The 20186-nt window shown below is 69.8% G+C and carries 13 protein-coding genes and 1 pseudogene; 7 read left to right on the plus strand and 7 right to left on the minus strand.

The genetic code is table 11. From position 1 onward, the window contains the following. Positions 1-61: 61 nt before the first annotated feature. From ABOZ73_RS03550 to ABOZ73_RS03560, 3 genes are all read left to right on the plus strand, one after another. Entirely contained in the window at positions 62-1147 is a 1086-nt protein-coding gene (locus ABOZ73_RS03550; RefSeq protein WP_369060773.1) for an efflux RND transporter periplasmic adaptor subunit, read from the plus strand. Further along, positions 1147-4236, plus strand: coding sequence for an efflux RND transporter permease subunit (locus ABOZ73_RS03555; protein WP_369060775.1), 3090 nt, complete (start codon positions 1147-1149; stop codon positions 4234-4236). Before ABOZ73_RS03550 ends, ABOZ73_RS03555 begins: the two co-directional genes overlap by 1 nt. A gap of 66 nt (positions 4237-4302) precedes the next feature. Next, positions 4303-5772 carry an amidase gene (locus tag ABOZ73_RS03560; protein WP_369060777.1) on the plus strand — a complete coding sequence of 490 codons (1470 nt, stop codon included), beginning with the start codon at positions 4303-4305 and terminating at the stop codon, positions 5770-5772. Positions 5773-5901: 129 nt separating this feature from the next. On the opposite strand, the gene ABOZ73_RS03565 is transcribed toward ABOZ73_RS03560, so the two are convergent. Both ABOZ73_RS03565 and ABOZ73_RS03570 read right to left on the minus strand, forming a co-directional pair. Continuing rightward, positions 5902-7113 (minus strand): acyl-CoA dehydrogenase family protein, encoded by a 1212-nt coding sequence (locus tag ABOZ73_RS03565; protein WP_369060779.1) that lies wholly within the window; start codon positions 7111-7113, stop codon positions 5902-5904. 9 nt (positions 7114-7122) lie between these two features. Continuing rightward, positions 7123-8235, minus strand: coding sequence for an acyl-CoA dehydrogenase family protein (locus ABOZ73_RS03570; protein ID WP_369060781.1), 1113 nt, complete (start codon positions 8233-8235; stop codon positions 7123-7125). A gap of 366 nt (positions 8236-8601) precedes the next feature. On the opposite strand from ABOZ73_RS03570, the gene ABOZ73_RS03575 reads away from it, so the two are divergent. After that, on the plus strand, positions 8602-10011 hold the full coding sequence (locus ABOZ73_RS03575) for an NAD-dependent succinate-semialdehyde dehydrogenase (protein ID WP_369060783.1): 1410 nt from the start codon (positions 8602-8604) through the stop codon (positions 10009-10011). Between the two features lies 1 nt (position 10012). On the opposite strand, the gene ABOZ73_RS03580 is transcribed toward ABOZ73_RS03575, so the two are convergent. Both ABOZ73_RS03580 and ABOZ73_RS03585 read right to left on the minus strand, forming a co-directional pair. Then, complete coding sequence (locus ABOZ73_RS03580) at positions 10013-10354, minus strand: type II toxin-antitoxin system PemK/MazF family toxin (RefSeq protein WP_369060785.1); 342 nt, start codon at positions 10352-10354, stop codon at positions 10013-10015. Beyond that, positions 10341-10559 (minus strand): AbrB/MazE/SpoVT family DNA-binding domain-containing protein, encoded by a 219-nt coding sequence (locus tag ABOZ73_RS03585; protein WP_369060786.1) that lies wholly within the window; start codon positions 10557-10559, stop codon positions 10341-10343. Before ABOZ73_RS03585 ends, ABOZ73_RS03580 begins: the two co-directional genes overlap by 14 nt. A 74-nt stretch (positions 10560-10633) precedes the next feature. On the opposite strand from ABOZ73_RS03585, the gene pepN reads away from it, so the two are divergent. Both pepN and ABOZ73_RS03595 read left to right on the plus strand, forming a co-directional pair. Then, complete coding sequence (gene pepN, locus ABOZ73_RS03590) at positions 10634-13219, plus strand: aminopeptidase N (protein ID WP_369060788.1); 2586 nt, start codon at positions 10634-10636, stop codon at positions 13217-13219. Positions 13220-13318: 99 nt separating this feature from the next. After that, positions 13319-15781, plus strand: a complete 2463-nt coding sequence (locus ABOZ73_RS03595) for an ATP-binding protein (protein WP_369060789.1) — start codon at positions 13319-13321, stop codon at positions 15779-15781. A gap of 586 nt (positions 15782-16367) precedes the next feature. On the opposite strand, the gene ABOZ73_RS03600 is transcribed toward ABOZ73_RS03595, so the two are convergent. After that, positions 16368-17054, minus strand: coding sequence for an alternative oxidase (locus ABOZ73_RS03600; protein ID WP_369060791.1), 687 nt, complete (start codon positions 17052-17054; stop codon positions 16368-16370). Between the two features lie 405 nt (positions 17055-17459). Here ABOZ73_RS03600 and ABOZ73_RS03605 point away from each other — a divergent pair, with 405 nt between their 5' ends. Beyond that, on the plus strand, positions 17460-18287 hold the full coding sequence (locus ABOZ73_RS03605) for a hypothetical protein (RefSeq protein ID WP_369060793.1): 828 nt from the start codon (positions 17460-17462) through the stop codon (positions 18285-18287). A 4-nt stretch (positions 18288-18291) separates the two neighbouring features. On the opposite strand, the pseudogene ABOZ73_RS03610 reads toward ABOZ73_RS03605, so the two are convergent. Continuing rightward, positions 18292-19784: pseudogene (locus tag ABOZ73_RS03610) on the minus strand (M13-type metalloendopeptidase). Beyond that, positions 19735-20166, minus strand: coding sequence for a hypothetical protein (locus ABOZ73_RS03615; protein ID WP_369060794.1), 432 nt, complete (start codon positions 20164-20166; stop codon positions 19735-19737). The pseudogene ABOZ73_RS03610 and the gene ABOZ73_RS03615 overlap by 50 nt, the downstream one beginning before the upstream one ends. Positions 20167-20186: the final 20 nt, after the last annotated feature.

Here is a 20186-nt window from a genome sequence, read left to right on the forward strand (position 1 = left end):
GTGTTAGGTTACTTCGCTCACAGATAACCTATCACTGATCGGCTATCGGGGAAGACAGATCATGCGGACCCTTCCGCTCCAGGGGCTTGCGGGCGTCGTGCTGGCGCTCGGCCTCGCCGCGTGCGGCGACAAGCCGGTCGAGGAGAACACCCCGCCCCCCGCCGTTCAGGCCGTGACCGCCCCCGCCGGCTCGCATCAGGCCGCCGTGGTCGCCACCGGCCGTATCGAGCGCCGGCGGGAGATGACCCTGTCCTTCCGCATCGGCGGGGTGATGACCGCCATGAACGTCGAGGCCGGCGATCCCGTCCGCGCCGGCCAGGCCCTGGCCAGCCTCGACCCGTCGGGCGTCAACGCCGGTCAGGCCCGCGCCTCGGCCGATGTCGAGCGCGCCCGCCGCGACCTGGATCGCGACCGCTCCCTCTATGAGAAGGGCTTCGTCTCCAAGCAGCGCATCGACGACCGCGCCAGCGCCCTGAAGGTCGCCCAGGCCGGCCTCGACGCCGCCGCCTTCGACCGCCGCTGGGCTCGGCTGTCCTCGCCCGCCGACGGCGTGGTGCTGGAACGCCTGGCCCAGGCGGGCGAGGTCGTTCAACCCGGCCAGGCCGTCCTGCGGGTCGCCGACCTGAACAGCCCCCTGGTCATGCGCGTCCCGGTCCCCGACCGCGAGGTCACACGCCTGCGCGTCGGCGCCCCGGCCAAGGTGACGCTGGCCGAGGGCGGCGCCGCCCTGACCGGCCGCGTCACCCGCATCGGCCAGCAGGCCGGCGCCCGCACCGGCGCGGTGGATGTCGAGATCGAGCTGGGCGCAGTCCCCGGCCTGCGCAGCGGCCAGATCGCCACCGCCGAGATCACCGCCGCGTCTCCCGCCGGCGCGGCCGAGCCGATGGTCCGCATTCCCGCCGAGGCGATCCTGGAAGCCCAGGGCGCCAGCGCCCACGTCTTCCTGATCGAGGGCGACGTCGCCCGCCGCCGCCCGGTCCGCTTCGGCGGCTTCGACGGCGATGACGCCCTGGTCGCCGGCCTGCCCGCCGGCGCGCGCATCGCCACGGCCGGGGCCGGCTTCATCGGCGACGGCGACAAGGTGCGGGTGATCGACCCCGCCGCCCTCAGCGCCGCGCCCGCCAGCCCGAGCAAGGCGGCGCACTGATGAACTTCAACCCTGCCGCCTTCGCGGTCCGGCGCTGGCAGTTCACGCTGGTCGCCTTCGGCCTGCTGATCGCCCTGGGCGTCAACGCCCTGATGACCACGCCCCGGTCCGAGGACCCGCAGTTTCCCACCCCGATCTACATCATCCAGGCGGTGATGCCCGGCGCCGAGCCGGCGGACATGGAGCAGCTGGTCGCCAAGCCGATCGAAGACGTCATGGCCGGCCTCGACAACGTCAACGAAGTCGCCTCCACCAGCGTCGACGGCGCCGCCACCGTGCAGCTGGAGTTCGACTGGGGCGTCGATCCGGAGCGCAAGTACGACGAGGTCCTGCGCGAACTGAACGCCCTCCGCCCGAACCTGCCGGCCGGCATCGTCAACCTGGAGGTCCGGCGCATCCGGACCATCGAGGTGGCCTTCGTCCAGACCGCCCTGGTCTCCGACGTCCTGCCCATGCGCCGCCTGGAAAAGCTGGCCGACCGCATGCGCGAGCGGCTGGAACGCGTGCCCGGCGTGCGCAAGGGCGAGTACTGGGGCGCGCCGGCCTCCGAGGTCCGCGTCTCGCTCAATCCAGGCCGACTGACCGAGCTGCGCCTGCCGCCCAGCGCCGTGGCCGACGCCCTGCGCGCCGCCGGCTCCGACGTTCCGATCGGCGCCATCCACGCCGGCGATCGCCGCTTCAACGTCAAGTCGGGCGGTGCCTTCCGCTCCCTGGAGACGGTCAAGAACACCCCCGTGCGCGAGATGAACGGTCAGGTCGTTCGGGTGCGGGACGTGGCCGACGTCGCCTGGGCCCAGGACGAGGCCAACCACCTCGCCCGCTTCGACGGCAGGCGCGCGGTGTTCGTCACCGCCATGCCCAAGGACGGCGTGGACGTCACCAAGGTCACCGACGACGTCAACGCCGAGCTCGACGAGTTCGAAAAGACCCTGCCCGCCGGGGTGAAGCTGGAGCGCGCCTTCCAGCAGTCGGAGAACATCAAGCACCGCCTGGGCTCGCTGTTCCGCGACTTCGGCCTGGCCCTGGCCCTGGTGCTGGTCACCCTGCTGCCGCTCGGCATCCGGGCCAGCGGCGTGGTCATGCTGTCGATCCCGCTGTCGCTGCTGATCGGCCTGGCCCTGGTTCAGGCCTTCGGCTTCACCATCAATCAGCTGTCCATCGCCGGCTTCGTGCTGTCGCTGGGCCTGCTGGTCGATGACTCCATCGTCGTCACCGAGAACATCGCCCGCCACCTGCGCGAGGGCGAGGACCGCACCACCGCCGCCATCAAGGCCACCGGCCAGATCTCCCTGGCGGTGATCGGCTGCACCGCCACCCTTATGCTGGCCTTCCTGCCCCTGCTGGCCCTGCCCGGCGGCGCGGGTCAGTTCATCAAGTCGCTGCCGGTCACCGTCCTCTGCACGGTCGGCGCCTCGCTGATCGTATCCCTGACCATCATCCCGTTCCTGGCCAGCCGCATGCTGTCGCGGCAGGAGGACCCGGAGGGCAACCGCATCCTTCGCGCCGTCAACGGCGGCATCCACCGCTTCTACACGCCGATCCTGCACCGGGCGCTGGGCCGTCCGTGGCTGGCCTCGGCGATCCTCGGCGCGATCTGCCTGACCGCCGTGCCGATCATGGGGATCATCGGCTCCAGCCTGTTCCCGCCGGCCGAGACCCCGCAGTTCCTGGTCCGCGTGGAGACGCCTGAGGGCACGGCCCTAGAGCGCACCGACAAGGCCCTGCGCTTCGTTGAACAGCGTCTGTCCCGAGAGCCGGAGATCCGCTGGGTCGCCGCCAATCTGGGCCGGGGCAATCCGCGCATCTACTACAACCAAGGCCAGGGAAACGCCCAGGCCAACTACGCCGAGGTTTTCACCACCCTGGAGAAGTGGGAGCCGGGCGAGAGCGAAAAGCTGCTCGATTCCATCCGGGCCGACTTCGCCAACTATCCCGGCGCCAAGATCAGCCTGATCACCTTCACCAACGGCCCGCCCGTCGACGCCCCGGTCCAGGTCCGCATCCGCGGCCAGAACCTGCAAGTGCTCAAGGCCCTGGCCGACCGCGCCGAGCGGATCATCAAGGCGACCCCCGGCACGCGCGACGTGGACAATCCCCTGCGCCTGGCCCGCACCGATCTGGATCTCGGCGTGGACGAAGCCAAGGCCGCCGCCCTCGGCGTGCCGGCCGGCGCCGCCCGCCGCGTGGCCCGCCTGGCCCTTTCGGGCGAGGAGACCAGCCGCTTCCGCGACGTCGACGGCGACGACTACGCCGTGCGGGTGCGCCTGCCCATGGACGACCGCAACGACCTGTCGGCCCTGACCGGCATCTATGTCCCCACCGCCGACGGCCGCTCCGCCCCCCTGGGCGCCGTGGCCGAGCCGACCTTCCGCTCCAGCCCGGCCAACATCAGCCGCTATGAGCGCGAACGCACGGTCAGCATCAGCTCGGAGGTGAAGACCGGCTACCTGACCTCGGCGGTGACCGCCGACGTGATCAAGCGGCTGGAGGCCGAGCTGTCCCTGCCCCCCGGCTATCGCCTGGCCATCGGCGGCGAGGCCGAGGCGCAGCAGGAGAGCTTCGGCGGCATGGGCGCGGCGATCATGGTCGCCATCGGCGGCATCCTGGCCGTGCTGGTGCTGGAGTTCGGCAAGTTCCGCACCGCCCTGGTGGTGGCCGGCGTCATCCCGCTGGGCATCTTCGGCGCGGCGGCCGCCCTGATGGTCACCGGCCACAGCCTGTCGTTCACGGCGACCATCGGCCTGATCGCCCTCATCGGCATCGAGATCAAGAACTCCATCCTGCTGGTGGATTTCACCGAACAGCTCCGCAAGGAGGGCATGCCCCTGCGCGAGGCCATCGAGAAGGCCGGCGAGGTGCGCTTCCTCCCCGTGCTGCTGACCTCGGTCACGGCCATAGGCGGGCTGCTGCCCTTGGCGATGGAGGGGTCGGGCCTCTATTCGCCCCTGGCCATCGCCATCATCGGCGGCCTGATCACCTCCACCCTTCTGTCGCGGGTGGCGACCCCGGTCACCTACTGGCTGCTGGAGCGCGGCAAGGAAGACGGCGGCTTCGGCCTGATGGAGTGGCTGCGGGGGCGGTTCGCCTAAAACTGGATGTAAGTTGCCCGCCCCTCGGTTTCGTCTTCACCTGTCCGCTCTTACGGAGGAGGCTTGATGAAGACGATCCTTGCGGCGGCGCTCGCCATGGCGGCGGTGACCACCGCCCATGCCGAAACCTCGGCCGAACGGACTGCGGCCTATCTGAAGAAGATCGCCGCGGAGGACCGGGCCGAGGCGCCGGGCAAACCGCCGCTCAACAGCGTCATCGCGGTCAGCCCCGTCGCCCTCGACCAGGCCCGCGCCCGCGACGCCGAGCGCAAGGCGGGCAAGGTCCGCGGCCCCATCCACGGCTGGGCGATCCTGCTGAAGGACAACATCGACAGCAGCGAGTTGCCGACCACCGCCGGCTCCCTGGCCCTGAAGGACAACATGACCGGCCGCGACGCGCCGCTGGTCGCCAACCTGCGCCAGGCCGGCGCGGTCATCCTGGGCAAGACCAACCTGTCGGAGTGGGCCAATTTCCGCTCCACCTCCTCGCTCAGCGGGTGGAGCGCCGTGGGCGGCCTGACCCGCAACGCCCATGACCGCCTGCGCAACGCCTGCGGCTCCAGCGCCGGCAGCGGCACGGCCGTGGCCGCCGGCTTCGCCGACGCCGCGGTGGGGACCGAGACCAACGGCTCAGTCATCTGTCCCGCCGCCGTCAACGGCATCGTCGGCTTCAAGCCCACGGTCGGCCTGGTCAGCCGCACCCATGTGGTTCCGATCAGCGCCAGCCAGGACACGGCCGGCCCGATGACCCGGACGGTGTCGGACGCCGCCGCCCTGCTGACCGCTATGGCCGGCTCCGACCCTGCCGACCCGGCCACCGCCCAGGCCGACGCCAGGAAGACCGAGTTCCTCGCCGCCCTGAACAAGGACGCCCTGAAGGGGACCCGCATCGGCGTCGCCCGCTATGCCGCCGGCTTCCACCCCGAGACCGACGCGGTGTTCGAAAAGGCGCTGGCGACGCTGAAGGCCCAGGGCGCGATCCTGGTGGACATCAAGAGCTTCCCCCGCCGAAGCGAGATCAGCCCGCTGGAGAACAGGATCCTGTGCGTGGAGTTCAAGGCCGGCCTCGCCGCCTATCTCGCCTCCACCGATCCGACCAAGGTGAAGCCGCGCAACCTCACTGACCTGATCGCCTTCAACAAGGCGCACGCGGCGCAGGAGATGCCGCTCTTCGCCCAGGAGCTGTTCGAGATCTGCGACCGAGCCAAGACGCCGGACGATGCCGACTACCTGAAGGCCAAGGCCGACGCCCATCGCATCGCGGGACCCGAAGGCATCGATGTCCTGCTCAAGCAGAACGACGTGGTCGCCATCGTCGCCCCGACCATGGCCCCGGCCTATCTGATCGATCCCGTCCTGCGCGGCGGCTATGTAGGCGGCGGCATCGGCGGCCCGGCGGCGGTGGCCGGCTATCCGCACCTGACCGTGCCCATGGGCAAGGTGAAGGACCTGCCCGTCGGCCTGTCCATCCTCGGCACGGCCTGGGACGACGCGCGGGTGCTGAGCTTGGGGTATGCGTTCGAGCAAGGAAGATAGCCCCCTTCTCCCTTGATGGGAGAAGGGTCGGGGATGAGGGTGATACGGCGTCGGACGCCGATCCGCTGAACCTCAGCAGTCACCCTCACCCTGCCCTCTCCCATCAAGGGAGAGGGTTCACCCGACAAATCACCGCCCCGTCGGCATGTCCTTGAACGCCACGTCCTTGTCGACGCGCACGTCGCCGGGCAGGCCCAGGACCCGTTCGGCGATGATGTTCTTGAGGATCTCGTCCGTGCCGCCGGCGATGCGCAGGCCAGGGGCCCACAGCAGGCTTTGCTGGAAGGCCGCGCGCATGGGGGCCACGTCGGGGTCGGCGATGATCCCGAACTGGTCCTCCATCTCCACCGCCGCGTTGGTCAGCTCCTGAAGCTGGTTGGCGGAGATGATCTTGCCGATCGAGCTTTCGGGCCCCGGCGTCTGCCCCTTGGACAGGGCGGTCATGGTGCGGAAGCGGGTCAGTTTCAGCCCCTCCGCCGCCACGTACCAGTCGGCCAGCCGCTCGCGGAACGCGCTGTCGGCCAGCGCGCCCGGCGTCTCGCGCGCCAGCTCCAGGATCTCGCCATAGTTCGGGCCGGCCGAGCCGCCCACCGCCAGGCGCTCGTTCATCAGGGTGACCAGCGCCACCTTCCACCCGTCGCCCGGCGCGCCCAGGCGCTGGCTGTCCTTCACCCGCAGGTCGGTGAAATAGACCTCGTTGAACTCGCTGCCGCCGCTGGCCTGGTGGATCGGGCGGACCTCCACGGCCGGATCGCGCATGTCGATCCAGAACATGGTCATGCCCTTGTGCTTGGGCGCGTCCACGTCGGTGCGCACCAGCAGTATGCCGTAGTCGCTGTGCTGGGCGCCCGTGGTCCAGACCTTCTGGCCGTTGATCACCCAGTCATCGCCGTCCCGCACCGCGCGCGTCCGCGTCGCCGCCACGTCGGAGCCGCCGGCCGGTTCGGAGAACAGCTGACACCAGATCTCCTCGCCCTTCACCGCCGGGCCGACGAAGCGTCCCTTGGTGGCGTCGTCGGCGAAGGCCATGACCGTCGGCACGCACATGCCCAGGCCGATGGTGAAGTAGCCGTAGGCGATCCCCGCCTTGCCCTCTTCCTGGTTGAAGATCACCTGCTGGATCGGCGTGCCGCCGCCCCCGCCGATGACCTTGGGCCAGGTGATGCAGGCGTAGCCAGCCTTGGCCTTTTCGGCCTGCCAGGCCTTCGCCGCGGCCTTGTGCTCGGGCGTGTTGGGCTTGGGCTCGCCGAATTCCTCGCGGTGCGCGGCGCCGGCCTTGGCCAGCCAGTCCCGGGCGGTTTCGCGGTAGGCGGCTTCTTCGGCGTTGTCGTTGAAATCCATGACGATCTCCTAAGCCGCGTTCTTGCGTTCGAGCTGGCTGACCAGCCGCTCTTTCCAGGCCTTGGGCGCGCCGGCCACCAGGGCCAGCTGCTTGGACCGGCGGTAATAGAGGTGGCAGTCCACCTCCCAGGTGAAGCCCATGCCGCCGTGGGTCTGGATGTTCTCCTTCGAGGCGAACCAATAGGCGTCCGACGCCGCGATCCGCGCCGCCGAGGCCGCGATCGGCAGCTCCGGCGCTGAGGTGTTCAGCGCCCAGGCCGCGTAATAGGCGTTGGAGCGGGCGACCTCGTTCTTCACGTACATGTCGGCCAGCTTGTGCTTGATCGCCTGGTAGCCGCCGATCACCCGCCCGAAGGCGTAGCGCTCCATGGCGTAGGCCTTGGCCATCTCGAGGCAACGGTCAGCGCCGCCCAGTTGCTCGAACGCCAGCAGGGCCGCCGCGCGGTCCAGCACCGCCTGCAGCAACTCCATCCCCTCGCCCGCGCCGCCCAGCCGTTCGGCCGGGGCGTCCTTGAAGGTCAGCTTGGCGATGCTGCGGGTGGGGTCCAGCGACTTCAGGCTGATGCGCCCGACGTCCCCGCCCAGCTCCACCAGATAGAGGCCCGGCTTGCCGCCTTCCTTGGCGAGCACCAGCGCCACGTCGGCCACGTCGCCGTCGGTCACCGGGATCTTCACGCCCGACAGCTTGCCGCCGCTGACCGTCGCCTGGATCGAGGCGGCGGTGATCGCGCCCGGCCCTTCGGAGGTGGCGATGCAGCCGATCAGCTCGCCCGCCGCGATCCTGGGCAGGATGCTCTGCTTCTGCGCATCCGTTCCCGCCAGCATCACCGCCTCGGCCAGCAGATAGACCGTGGACGCGAAGGGGATCGGCGCCAGCGCGCGGCCCAGCTCCTCGGCGATGGCGCACAGCTCCACATGGCCCAGGCCCAGGCCCCCGAACTCCTCCGGGATAGCCGCGCCCAGCCAGCCCTGCTCGGCCACGCCGCGCCACAGGGCGGCGTCGAAGGCCTTGTCCGGATCATCTAGCACCGCCCGCACGGCGGGGATGGCGCACCGGGCCTCAAGGAACTTTCGCGCCTCGCCTTTCAGGAACTTTTGGTCGTCTGAGAAATCGAAATCCACGGCTGGGTCCTCCCGTCGCGGACTGTTTTCGCCCGTCTGACCCAGTCAGCTTATCGACGTTTACGCGAGGGGAAAGCCTGACCTCGCGTCAAGCGGGGGGAGGTTTTGGGTGTTTTGTCTTCTCGCCTCCCTCGCCCCCCTCGCCCTTGTGGCGAGGGTCCCTGCATCCGCCACCTCATCGCCAGACGCCTGCCCATACCCTGCGAGCTGAACCAGGGACCCCAGGCACAAGGCCTGGGGAGGCGAAACTAGGCAGGCGCACCCGCTCCTCAGGATGGCGAGGATTTTCAAGCTTGGTCATGGTCGTAAAAGACCTATCGGCCGCCTATCTCGTTAGGTGCTCATCACACCCACCCAGGAGCCCCCATGGCCGCCAAGCCCGTCTTCCAGACCGTCGATCCCGCCACCGGTCAAAAGGGCCGCAGCTACGAGGGCCACACGCGGGACGAGGCCTCGGCGATCCTGGGCCAGGTCCACGCCGCCTTTCCCGCCTGGCGCGACACGCCCTTCACCGAGCGGGCGCGGCTGATGAAGGCCGCCGCCGCCGTGCTGCGCCGCCGCCAGGACGAGTTCGCCGCCCTGATGACCGCCGAGATGGGCAAGACCCTCAGCGACGGCCGGGCCGAGATCGAGAAGTGCGCCGCCAACTGCGATTTCTTCGCCGACAACGCCGAACGCTTCCTGGCCGACGAGCCCCTGCCCTTCAGCGGCGGCGAGGCGTTCATCGCCTACAATCCCCTGGGCGTGATCCTGGCGGTGATGCCGTGGAACTTCCCCTTCTGGCAGGTCTTCCGTTTCGCCGCCCCGACCCTGATGGCGGGGAACACGGCGGTCTTGAAGCACGCCAGCAACGTCCCGGGCAGCGCGCTCGCCATCGAGCAGGTGTTCCGCGAGGCCGGCTTCCCGCCGGACGTCTTCCGCACCCTGCTGATCGGTTCCGGCGAGGTGAAGCCCCTGATCGAGGATGACCGCGTGGCCGCCGTCACCCTGACCGGCTCGGTGCCCGCCGGCCGCTCCGTCGCCGCGGCGGCGGGCGGGGCGTTGAAGAAGGTGGTGCTCGAACTGGGCGGCTCGGACCCGTACATCGTCCTGTCCGACGCCGACATCGACGAGGCGGCGGGCATCGCCGCCGTCGCCCGCATGGTCAATGGCGGCCAGAGCTGCATCGCCGGCAAGCGCTTCGTGGTCCTCAAGGATATCGCCGACGCCTTCGAGAAGGCCCTGGTCGAGAAGATGGCCGCCTACCAGCCCGCCGACCCGACCACCGAGGCGGCGAAGTTCGGCCCGATGCAGAGCATCAAGGCCCGCGACGACATCCACGATCAGGTCGTCCGCAGCGTGAAGTCCGGGGCGCGCCTGGTTCTGGGCGGCGAGCTCCCCGACCGCCCAGGCGCCTGGTATCCGGCCACCGTGCTCGCCGACGTGAAACCCGGCCACGCCGCCTATGACGAGGAGGTCTTCGGCCCCGTCGCCGCGATCATCGTCGCGCAGGACGAAGAAGACGCTATCCGCATCGCCAACGACACCGAGTTCGGTCTCGGCTCCGGCGTCCTGACCCGCAACCTGGAGCGCGGCCGCGAGATCGCCGCCCGCCGCATCGCCGCCGGCATGAGCTTCGTGAACCAGAACGTCCGCTCCGATCCCGCCCTGCCCTTCGGCGGCATCAAGCACGCCGGCCACGGCCGCGAATGCTCGCACCTGGGCATCCGCGAGTTCACGAACACCAAGACCGTGATGGTGGCGAAGGGAAAGTCGGCGCCGAGCGCGACGGAGTAGGTCAGCGCCCGTTGAGCACCGTCTCTACTCGGGCCGTAACCGCCGACAGCAAAGCTGTCGGCGCCTTGCCTAGCGGCTCCGCGTCCCGAGCATCGATGGTGGCGATCTTCGCGGTGCGTACGACCGAGGGCGCGGGAAGCCCAGCGGCACGATGATCGTGGATGTCCACATCGCCCGGCCAGCTCCGGTTCTCTGCGCTGGTCACCATCAAAACCCAGAGCAAACCGTGGCCGCTCTGCAGATCACCTGCTCCGATAACGAAAGCTGGCCGCCGCTGACGTGTCGCCCGATCAGTATAAGGGAACGGGACCTTGATCAGGTCGCCGCGTTCAAAGGTCTGCATAGGCTCGGCTGTCCGCTTCCCCGGCCCACTCTTCGAATGTGACGAAGGGATCTTCCTGGAAACCAGCCTGAGGCGCTCGGATCAGCCGCACCTGATCGCCCTCGATCTCATAGACGACGTCATCACCCGGCTTGAGGCCTAACGCGGCCCGAACCGGTTGCGGGATCGTCGTCTGAGCCTTGCTGGTAAGGCGGCTTGTGATCATGGAACGAAAGGTAAGGAACTTCCTTACTTCGTCAAGCCTCGCGCTCGCCTCATCGATCCCCTAAATCGGAACCCATGCGCACCGAAACGCCCCAGCCGATCCGCCTGGCCGACTACCGGCCGCCCGCCTTCCTGATCGACCAGACACACCTCGTCTTCGATCTGCAGCCGCACGGGACGCGGGTCAAAGCCCGGCTGACGATCAGGCGCAACGGCGACCATGCTGAGCCGCTGGTCCTGAACGGCGAGAAGCTGCGCACGGTCAGCGTCCTGGTCGACGGCCAGCCGGCGGCGGAGCGAACGGTCACCGACGATCTGCTGACCGTCGCCAACCTGCCCGACGCCTTCGTGCTGGAGACCGAGGTCGATATCGACCCGGCCGACAACACCACGCTGATGGGCCTCTACATGTCCGGCGGCCGCTTCTGCACCCAGTGCGAGGCCGAGGGCTTCCGCCGGATCACCTGGTTCCCTGACCGACCGGACGTGCTCAGCCGCTTCACCGTGCGGATCGAGGCTGACCGCCAGTTCGCCCACCTGCTGTCGAACGGCAACCTGACCGACAGCGGCGCCCTGCCCGGCGATCGCCACTTCGCCGAGTGGGAGGATCCGTTCCCCAAGCCGGCCTATCTGTTCGCCCTGGTGGCGGGCGAGCTGGACGTGCTGGAGGACAGCTTCATCACCATGAGCGGCCGCGAGGTCGCCCTGAAGGTGTTCGTCGACACCGGCATGTCGGCCCGCGCCGCCTATGCGCTGGACGCCCTCAAGCGGTCCATGAAGTGGGACGAGGAGGCGTTCGGCCGCGAGTACGACCTGGACCTGTTCATGATCGTCGCCGTCCGCGACTTCAACTTCGGGGCCATGGAGAACAAGGGGCTGAACATCTTCAACAGCTCCCTGCTGCTGGCCGATCCGCAGACCGCCACCGACCTCGACTATGAGCGGATCGAGAGCGTCGTCGCCCACGAGTACTTCCACAACTGGACCGGCGACCGCATCACCTGCCGCGACTGGTTTCAGCTGTGCCTGAAGGAGGGCCTGACGGTCTTCCGCGACCAGGAATTTAGCGCCGACATGCGCGGCCACGCGGTCCAGCGGATCAAGGACGTGAAGGCCCTGCGCGCCCGGCAGTTCCCCGAGGACGCCGGCCCCCTGGCCCACCCGGTGCGGCCGTCCAGCTATCTGAAGATCGACAACTTCTACACCGCGACCATCTACGAGAAGGGCGCGGAGATCATCCGCATGCTGAAGGCCCTGATCGGCGCGGACGCCTTCCGCACCGGCATGGACCTGTACTTCGACCGCCACGACGGCGAGGCGACCACGGTCGAGGCGTTCATCGCCTGCTTCGCCGAGGCGTCGGGCCAGGACCTGGACCACTTCTTCGCCTGGTACGAACAGGCCGGCACCCCGGCGGTGACCGTCGCCGCCGACTATGACGAGGCGGCCAAGGCCGTCACCCTGACCCTGACCCAGTCAACCGCCCCCACGCCGGGCCAGCCGGACAAGCATGCCCTGCCCCTGCCCGTCGCCATCGGCCTGCTGGACGACAGCGGCGAGGTTCTGCGGGAGACCGAGATCGTGGTGCTCGACGCCGCCGAGAAGACCATCCGCTGGGACGGCGTCGCCAGCCGCCCGGTGCTGTCGGTCCTGCGCGGCTGCTCCGCCCCGGTGAACCTGACCGTCGCCGCCCCGGCCAAGGACGGCTACGTCCTGCTGGGCTACGACCCCGACCTGTTCAACCGCTGGGAAGCCGGCCAGGCCCTGGCTCGCCAGCTGATCCTGGCCCGCGCTGCCGGAACGCCGGACGAGGTGGCCGAGACCCGCTTCGCCGAGGCCCTGGGCCGCGCCCTGGATGACCAGGCCGCCGAGCCCGCCTTCAAGGCCCTGCTGCTGTCGCTGCCCAGCGAGAGCGACCTGGCCCTGGCCATGCAGCCGGCCGATCCCGCCGCCATCCGCGAGGCGCGCGAGATGCTGCGCACCCGCATCGCCGTGCATCTGAGCGAGTTCCTGCGCCGCCTGCACACCGGCATGCAGGAGGCGGGCGAGTTCTCGACCACCGCCGAGGCCGCAGGCCGCCGCGCCCTGCGCAACGCCGTGCTCGACCTGCTGGCCGCCGATCCGCACGCGGAGAACGTGGCCCTGGCCGTCGGCCACTTCGAGGCCGCCGCCAACATGACCGACGCCATGGGCGGCCTGAACGCCCTGATCGCCATCGGCGGCGAGCCGGCGGAGAAGGCCATCGCCGATTTCCACGCCAAGTGGCGCGACGAGCCGCTGGTGCTGGACAAGTGGTTCGCGGCCCAGGGCCGCGACCCGCACGAGGGCGCGGTCGGCCGCATCCTGGGCCTGACCGCCCATCCGGACTTCGACCCCAAGAACCCCAACCGCCTGCGGGCGCTGATCCAGTCGTTCTCCTCGGCCAATCCTGCCCGGTTCCACGACGAAAGCGGCGCCGGCTATCGCCTTCTTGCCGACCAGATCCTGGCCGTGGACGCCTCCAACCCGATGACGGCGGCCCGCCTGGTCGAGCCCCTGGGCGGCTGGCGGCGCTACAAACCGGCGCTGGCGGCCCTTATGCGCGGGCAGTTGGAGCGGATCGTGGCCCACGAAGGCCTGTCCAAAAACGTCTACGAACTTGCCTCGAAGGCCTTGGCCTAGATTTCGCAAGGCTTAGTCGAGTGACCCCCGGCGCCAGCTAAAGTAGTCTGGCGTCCTCGGGGTGATTTGCAATTCGTCGGTCGTAGGGGAGCGCTCGACTTGGCCCTTTGGAAACGTAGCGGAGAAGGAGCAGCCGGACCGGCCGCCGCCACGTCCGCCAGCGCGTCCGCGGCCCAGCAGCGCTCGTCCCAGATCTTCGTCCGCCTGGCGATCATCGCCGCCCTCGTCCTGCTGGCCGTCTACGCCACCGTCGGGCTGAAGTCGTTCGAGGACGCCGCGCGCGGGTCGGAGCAGCAGCGCGCCGCCGCCGCCCACGCCAAGGCCCTGGCCGCCGAGATCAACGGCCACGCCTCGGCCTGGAGCGCGGCACTCGCCGCCGGCGGCGCGGTGATGCAGCAGACGCAATCCACCCCCAACGACGCGGCCGACGTGGCCCTGGCGGCGGGCGGCGGCGCGGTCCAGGCCGTGGCCGTCCTGTCCAACGGCGAGCTGGTGGGCGAGGTCGGCAGCGCGTCCGGCGTCGACTGGGGCGTGGTGGCCGTGGCCGCCGACGTCTCGCGCCAGCCCCGCTGGGTCGGCGCCCCCGCCGATTCTGAGCACATCTTCGCCTCCATGGTCCTGCGCGACGAGGCCGGCCGCCGCGTGCGCCTGATCGCCGCCATCGACCCGCGCCGCCTGCGCATCGGCGAACAGGACGGCTCGGCCGTCGCCATCGCCCTGCCCGACGGCCGTCCCCTGATGGTCATGGGCCCCACCGCCGCTGCCGAGGTCATCACCGCCGGCGGCAAGGGCGAGAGCCGCTACGAGATGGCCAGCGCCCCGGCGGCGGGCGACGCCCTGCTGGCCGTGGTCGCCCTGCCCCGCCACAGCTTCGGCGCCGACCTGGGCGGGCTGATGTCCCTGCTCACCCCCCTGGGCGTGGGCGGCGTGCTGATCAGCATGCTGATGCTGCAGGCCCGGCGCATGGACGCCGACCAGCGCAAGTTCGCCGAGAGCGAGACCCGCTTCCGCACAGCGGTCGAGGCGGCCCGTTGCGGCATCTGGGAATGGGACCTGGCCCAGGACCGGGTCTATCTGTCCGACATCACCGGCGGCATTTTCGGCTGGGGCGGCGCGGGCGTGGTCTCCGGCCAGGAATTGCTGGACCGCGTCTCGCCCGAGCATCGCGACAAGGTCCGCCACGCCCTGTCCAACGCCGCCGTCTACGGCGCATTCGACGTGTCCTTCAAGGTGCCCAGCCTGCGGGGCGCCCGCGCCATCTGGATCGACGCGCGCGGCCAGGGCGCCGGCGAGCCGGGCAAGGAAGGCTACGGCCGCATCATCGGCGTGGTTCTTGACGTCACCGAGGAGCGCATGGCCCAGGCTCGCGCCATGGCCGCCGAGAACCGCCTGCGCGACGCCATCGAAAGCGTGTCCGAAGCCTTCGTCCTGTGGGACCGCGGCGGCCGCCTGCTGATGTGCAACCGCAACTACCGCCAGGTCTTCAACCTGGAGCCCAAGCTGCTGAAGCCCGGCGCGGCGCGCGAGCAGGTCAACCGCTACGCCCAGCTGGCTATCCTGCGCGAGCACCCGGCCGCCGACGGCGCCAAGGGCGTGCGCGAGGCCGAGATGACCGACGGCCGCTGGCTGCACATCTCCGAACGCCGCACCGCCGAGGGCGGCCTGGTCATGACCGCCTCGGACATCACGGCGGTGAAGAACCAGGAAGCCCAGCGCCGCCGAAACGAGGAAGAGCTGCAGCGCGCCGTCGTCAGCCTGGAGCGCAGCCAGGAGATGCTGGCCGAGCTCGCCCGCAAATACGAGATGGAGAAGGTCAAGGCCGAGGGCGCCAACCGCGCCAAGTCCGAGTTCCTGGCCAATATGAGCCACGAGCTGCGCACCCCGCTCAACGCCATCAACGGCTTCTCCGAGATGATGCTGGCCGAGATGTTCGGCCCGGTCGGCGACGCCCGCTACAAGGGCTATGTCCAGGACATCCACAACAGCGGCCAGCACCTGCTGGCCCTGATCAACGACATCCTCGACATGGCCAAGATCGAGGCGGGCAAGATGAACCTCAAGTTCGAGGCCGTCCGCATGGCCGAGGTCACCGACGACGCCCTGCGCCTGGTGCGCAACCGAGCCGACACCGCCGGCCTGAAGATCAAGGTCGAGTTGCCCGACCTGCCCGACATCGAGGCCGACTTCCGCGCCCTCAAGCAGGTGCTGCTGAACATCCTGTCCAACGCCATCAAGTTCACCCCCAAGGGCGGGACCATCACCATCGCGGGCAAGTCCTGGCGCGACGTGCTGGGCGAGCGCGTCCGCATCAGCGTGCGCGACACCGGCATCGGCATCAGCCCCGAGGACCTGTCGCGCCTGGCCAAGCCCTTCGAGCAGGTGGAAAGCCACCAGCACTCCAAGAGCACCCAGGGCACGGGCCTGGGCCTGGCCCTGACCAAATCCCTCATCGAGATGCACGACGGCGCCCTGGAACTGTCCAGCGAACCCGGCGAAGGCACCACGGTCAGCTTCGTCCTGCCGGTGAAGCAGGGTTTGGATATTGGGCGGTCGGCGGCTTAGGGGCCCATCCCCTCGCCCCCTCTGGGGGAGAGGGTAAGGGTGAGGGGGCGCTGAGCTTCAACCGGCAAAAACCTGTGCAGGCGGAACCGCCGCAAGCCCCTCACCCAACCTCTCCCCACACGTGGGGAGAGGAATCACCAGGGTCTGGGGAGCGCTCTGCGTGCTTCGAGACGCGCTATCGCGCTCCTCAGCATGACGAGCTTTGTCGCCAACTGAATTCGTGATTCTGAGGAGGCCGAAGGCCGTCTCGAAGGACGCACAACCCCTCAACCGCTTCAGGGATGATGGGGCGGGCCCTAAACACCCACCGCCTCCCTCGCCCCTGTGGCGAGGGCCCCTGCATCCGCTTCTCTGACAGAGACCATCCTGCCGCGTCCCATCGGCGGAACGAGGGACCCCAGGCACAAGGCCTGGGCAAGCGGGACTGAAACGCTCTGGGTCCTTCGACAAACTCAGGATGACGAACTCAGAGCCATCCCATCTTCGTCATGCTGAGCCTCTCGAAGCACGCGCTCACGGCTCCCCCCAACAAAGAAAACCGGCGACCTTTCGATCGCCGGCTCTCCTGCGTCATCAAAAAGAAGGTTCAGGCGGCCTTCTTCCAGATCGGCTCCAGGGCCCAGTGCGGGGGGCAAGGGGCGATGGGGGTCGCAGCCAGGCCCGCGATCTCGTTGGCGAAGCCGTGGTTGACGTCCCGGTGATGGGCCTCGTCGGCGCGGACCACCTCGACCACGTCACGCAGGGTGGCGTCGTCCGGCAGGCTCCAGTAGCGCTTGGCCAGCTCCGGGGCGCCGACATTCTCGCTGCGGCCCTCGTCGATCTCGGCGAGGTAGTGGGTGTAGCTGATCACCGCCTCTTCCTCGAAATAGCCGACCACGCGGTGGGCGGTCTTGGCCGAGATCAGGTAGAGCGCGAAGAAGAACAGGTAGAAGACCCACTGCACGGCCACGACCACGAAGCGTTCGAAGGCCGTCGGCTTGGCCACCTCGATGAAGGTCATCAGGTGCATGCGCTCGTTTTCGGCCTCGTCCATCAGCGTCTTGATCCAGCCGCGGTCGTCCTCCATGCGGCGCAGGCACTTCAGGTGGTTCAGCGTGGCGCCGACCATGCCGGGCACCGCCGCCACGGTCTCCAGGACCACCGCCCGGTGGCCGTACCGCTTGGCGAAGAAGGTGTCGGCGCAGAACCGCAGCGCCTTGACGAACCCATAGGCGATCCGATCCGAAACGCCCTTGGGGTTGTGATGGATGATATCGACGAGAGGAGCGGTCATGGGCTGACGCCTTATGCTGTTCGGCGAGTTCGTTCGCCGGTGTGACAAGGTGATACGCCCGGGGCGGGTGGCCCGAAATTTGGGGGATGTGCCTACGTAGAATCCACAACCCCTCCGTCATTCTAGGCCTTGTGCCTAGGAACCAGAGACTCCGCGTAGGCGGGCGGACCGGTGTGGCGGCCACCGCAGGGGCCCCTTCTGAACCTCAGCCGTTGCTGGGTCCTCGCCACGAGGGCGAGGATGACGGGGCTGGGGGAGCGCCTTGCGTGCTTCGAGACGCGCTGCCGCGCTCCTCAGCATGACGGGATTTATTGCACTCGGAATTCGTCATCCTGAGGAGCCGGCGCAGCCGACGTCTCGAAGGACGCATGGCCTAGTTGGCCGGCGCACGTTAATCCCTCCCCCATGACCGCCATCCTCTACCTCGTCCTCGCCCTGGGGATCGCGCCCCTCGTCGCCGGGCTCGTGCTCGCCCGGCCCAGCCAGGACCGCGCCTTGCCGGCGGCCGGCTCCGTCGTGCTGTGCGCCCTGGCGTTCAGCCTGACCTTCTTCTGGCAGGAGCTGTGGCTGGTCCTGCCCAAGGCGTGGGCCGGGCTGAATCCGACCCTGTTCCACAACGACCATGACTGGACCGGCGACGCCCCCGTGGCCGAGCTGCTGCAGGGGACCGGGGCGCTGGGCACGTTGAGCGGCGGGGTGGTGTTCCTCGTCCTGCTGGCCGCCGTGCGCGGGGTGTCGGCCACCTGGCGCGGGTTCTTCTTCTGGATGGCGGCGCAGGGGCTGTTCCAGGCGTTCAGCCAGCTGGCCATCGGCACGGTGCTGGCGGGCAACGACATGGGCCGCGCCCTGGCCTATCTGCAGGTCGGACCGGCGGGCAAGGCGGCGCTGCTGGTCCTCGCCGCCGTCGCCATGGCCGCCTCGGGCGTCATGCTGGCCCGGCTGTCGCCGCTGGAGGCGCGGGGCCGGGCGTTCGGCTGGAGCGTGCTGGCGGCCCTGCTGGCGGCGGTCGTGCTGATCGTGCCCTTCCGCGTGCCGCGCCACCCGATCGAGGTGGTGCTGATCCCCCTGATCGTCCACCTGATGATCGCCGGCTGGCTGGCCCTGGGCGCCGCTGTCGACCGGCGGCGGACGCGCGGCGCGGTCGGAGCGCCGAGCCTGGCGGTCCCCGGCCTGGCGCTGGTGGTCCTGCTGGCGGTGTTCCAGCTGATCCTGCGGCCGGGGATCGCGTTCTAGGCCCTCACCACAACCCCACCCGCGCCTCCACGCTCAGCCGGTCCCCCAGCTTCACGTCGAACGCCCGGACCCAGGCCTCGTGATTGCGGACCATGCTGGCGCGGTATTGGCCGGGGGCGTGGATGTCGCTGGCGATCTGGCGTTCCATCGCCCCGTCGGTCTGCAGCCGCCGCCACCGCCGGGCGAAGGACAGGAAGAACCGCTGGTCGCCGGTCAGGCCGTCCCTGACCACATCCGGCTTGCCGCCCAGCGACAGGACATAGGCGTCATAGGCTGTGCGCAGGCCGGCCAGGTCGCCCATCCCCTCGCCCAGCACCTGGGCCGGCTTCACGCACAGGTCGGGCCGGGGGCAATAGCCGGCGTACTGCGCGGCCAGGGGCGCGGCGGCGGCGCGATAGCGGGCCAGGTCCTCGTTTTCCCCAGCCGCCCCTTGGCGTCGTAGATATTCCCCAGCTCGTCGAAGCTGTGGCTGATCTCGTGCGCCATGCCGGCCCCGGCCGAGCCGTAGTTGGTCGCCGCGTCGCTGCCCGGATCAAAGTATGGCGGCTGCAGGATGCCGGCCGAGAACTGGATGGCGTTGGGGCTGAAATGGATGATCGCCCCCGGCCATTGCGGCAGCAGGCCGTCCCACTCCCCCGGATCGACGGGCGTGGACAGCTTGGCGACCTGGCGGCGCCAGGCGTGGGCCTCGGCCCGGCGCAGGTTGCCCAGGGCGTCGTCCCGCCGGACCTCCAGCCCCGCATAGTCGATCCAGCGGTCGGGATAGCCGACCCCGATGTTCAGGGCCGCCAGCTTGGCCAGGGCCTTGTCCCGCGTGGCGGGCGACATCCATTGCGCCCGCTGCAGCCGCGCGCGGAATGCGGCGCGCAGGTTCTCGGCCATGGCCTGGGCCGCCGCCTTGGACGACGGCGGGAAGTATTTCGCCACATAGAGCCGGCCGATGTCGTGGCCAAGGGCCGCCGTCGTGGCGGTCACCGCCGCCTTGCCCCGATCCTCGCCCGCAAGACCCAGCGCATCGCGCACCGCCCTGGGCAGCACGCCCGCCGACTGGCGCAGGCGGTGGAAGGCCAGGTAGTCGCGCCATGCCTCCAGCGGCTGGCCGCCCGCCGCCGCGCCCAGACCGGTCGCCGCCGACGGCTGCCAGACCACGAAGGCGTCCTGCCCGCCCAGGCCCGCACCCTGGAAATAGGCGTCCCAGTCCAGGCCCGGCGCCTTGGCCGCGAAGTCGGCGCGGCGCCAGGTGTTGTCGATGCGGACCACGTCGTCGTTGTGGCCCTCCGGCGCGTGGCCGGCGGCCAGGGCGGTCTCCACCGCTGTGACCTGCGCGGCACGGGCCTCCGCCGCATCCAGCCCGGCCAGGACCAGCACCGGCGCGACCTGGGCGCGATAGGCGGCGACCTTGGCCGCGTCGGCATAGTCCCCCGCGCCAGGCCCAGCCCGCCCTGCATCAGGTGCGGCGCATAGCGGTCGCCGTCGTGGAAGCCCTGGTGGACCCACAGGCCCAGGGGGCTTTCCCCCGGCTGTTGCCCCCGTCGTCCAGCCGCATCGACCGGCCCAGATGGGCGGCCAGGGCCTTGCGGTCACCGATGCCGGCGATGGCCGCCAGCTCGGTCTTGATCGGGGCCAGCCCTCGCGCCTCGATGGCGTGCACGTCCAGCCAGGCGGCGTGATAGTCGCCCACGCGGCCGCCCGCCGTCTGCACCAGCTCGCGGATGCGCACCGTCGCCTCGTCCCGCAGCAGGGCCGTGGTGTCGATGCTGGCGCGCCCGTCCGGCAGGGTCGTGCTCTTCAGCCACGCATCGTTGGCGTAGGCGTAGAAGTCGTCCCCGGGCTTCGGCTGCGCCCCAGCAGCGCTTGACAGGGCGGCGCCCGACAGCAATGCGACCGCCCGGCCGCGGC

This window comes from Caulobacter sp. 73W (genome assembly GCF_041021955.1).
Lineage (GTDB): Bacteria > Pseudomonadota > Alphaproteobacteria > Caulobacterales > Caulobacteraceae > Caulobacter.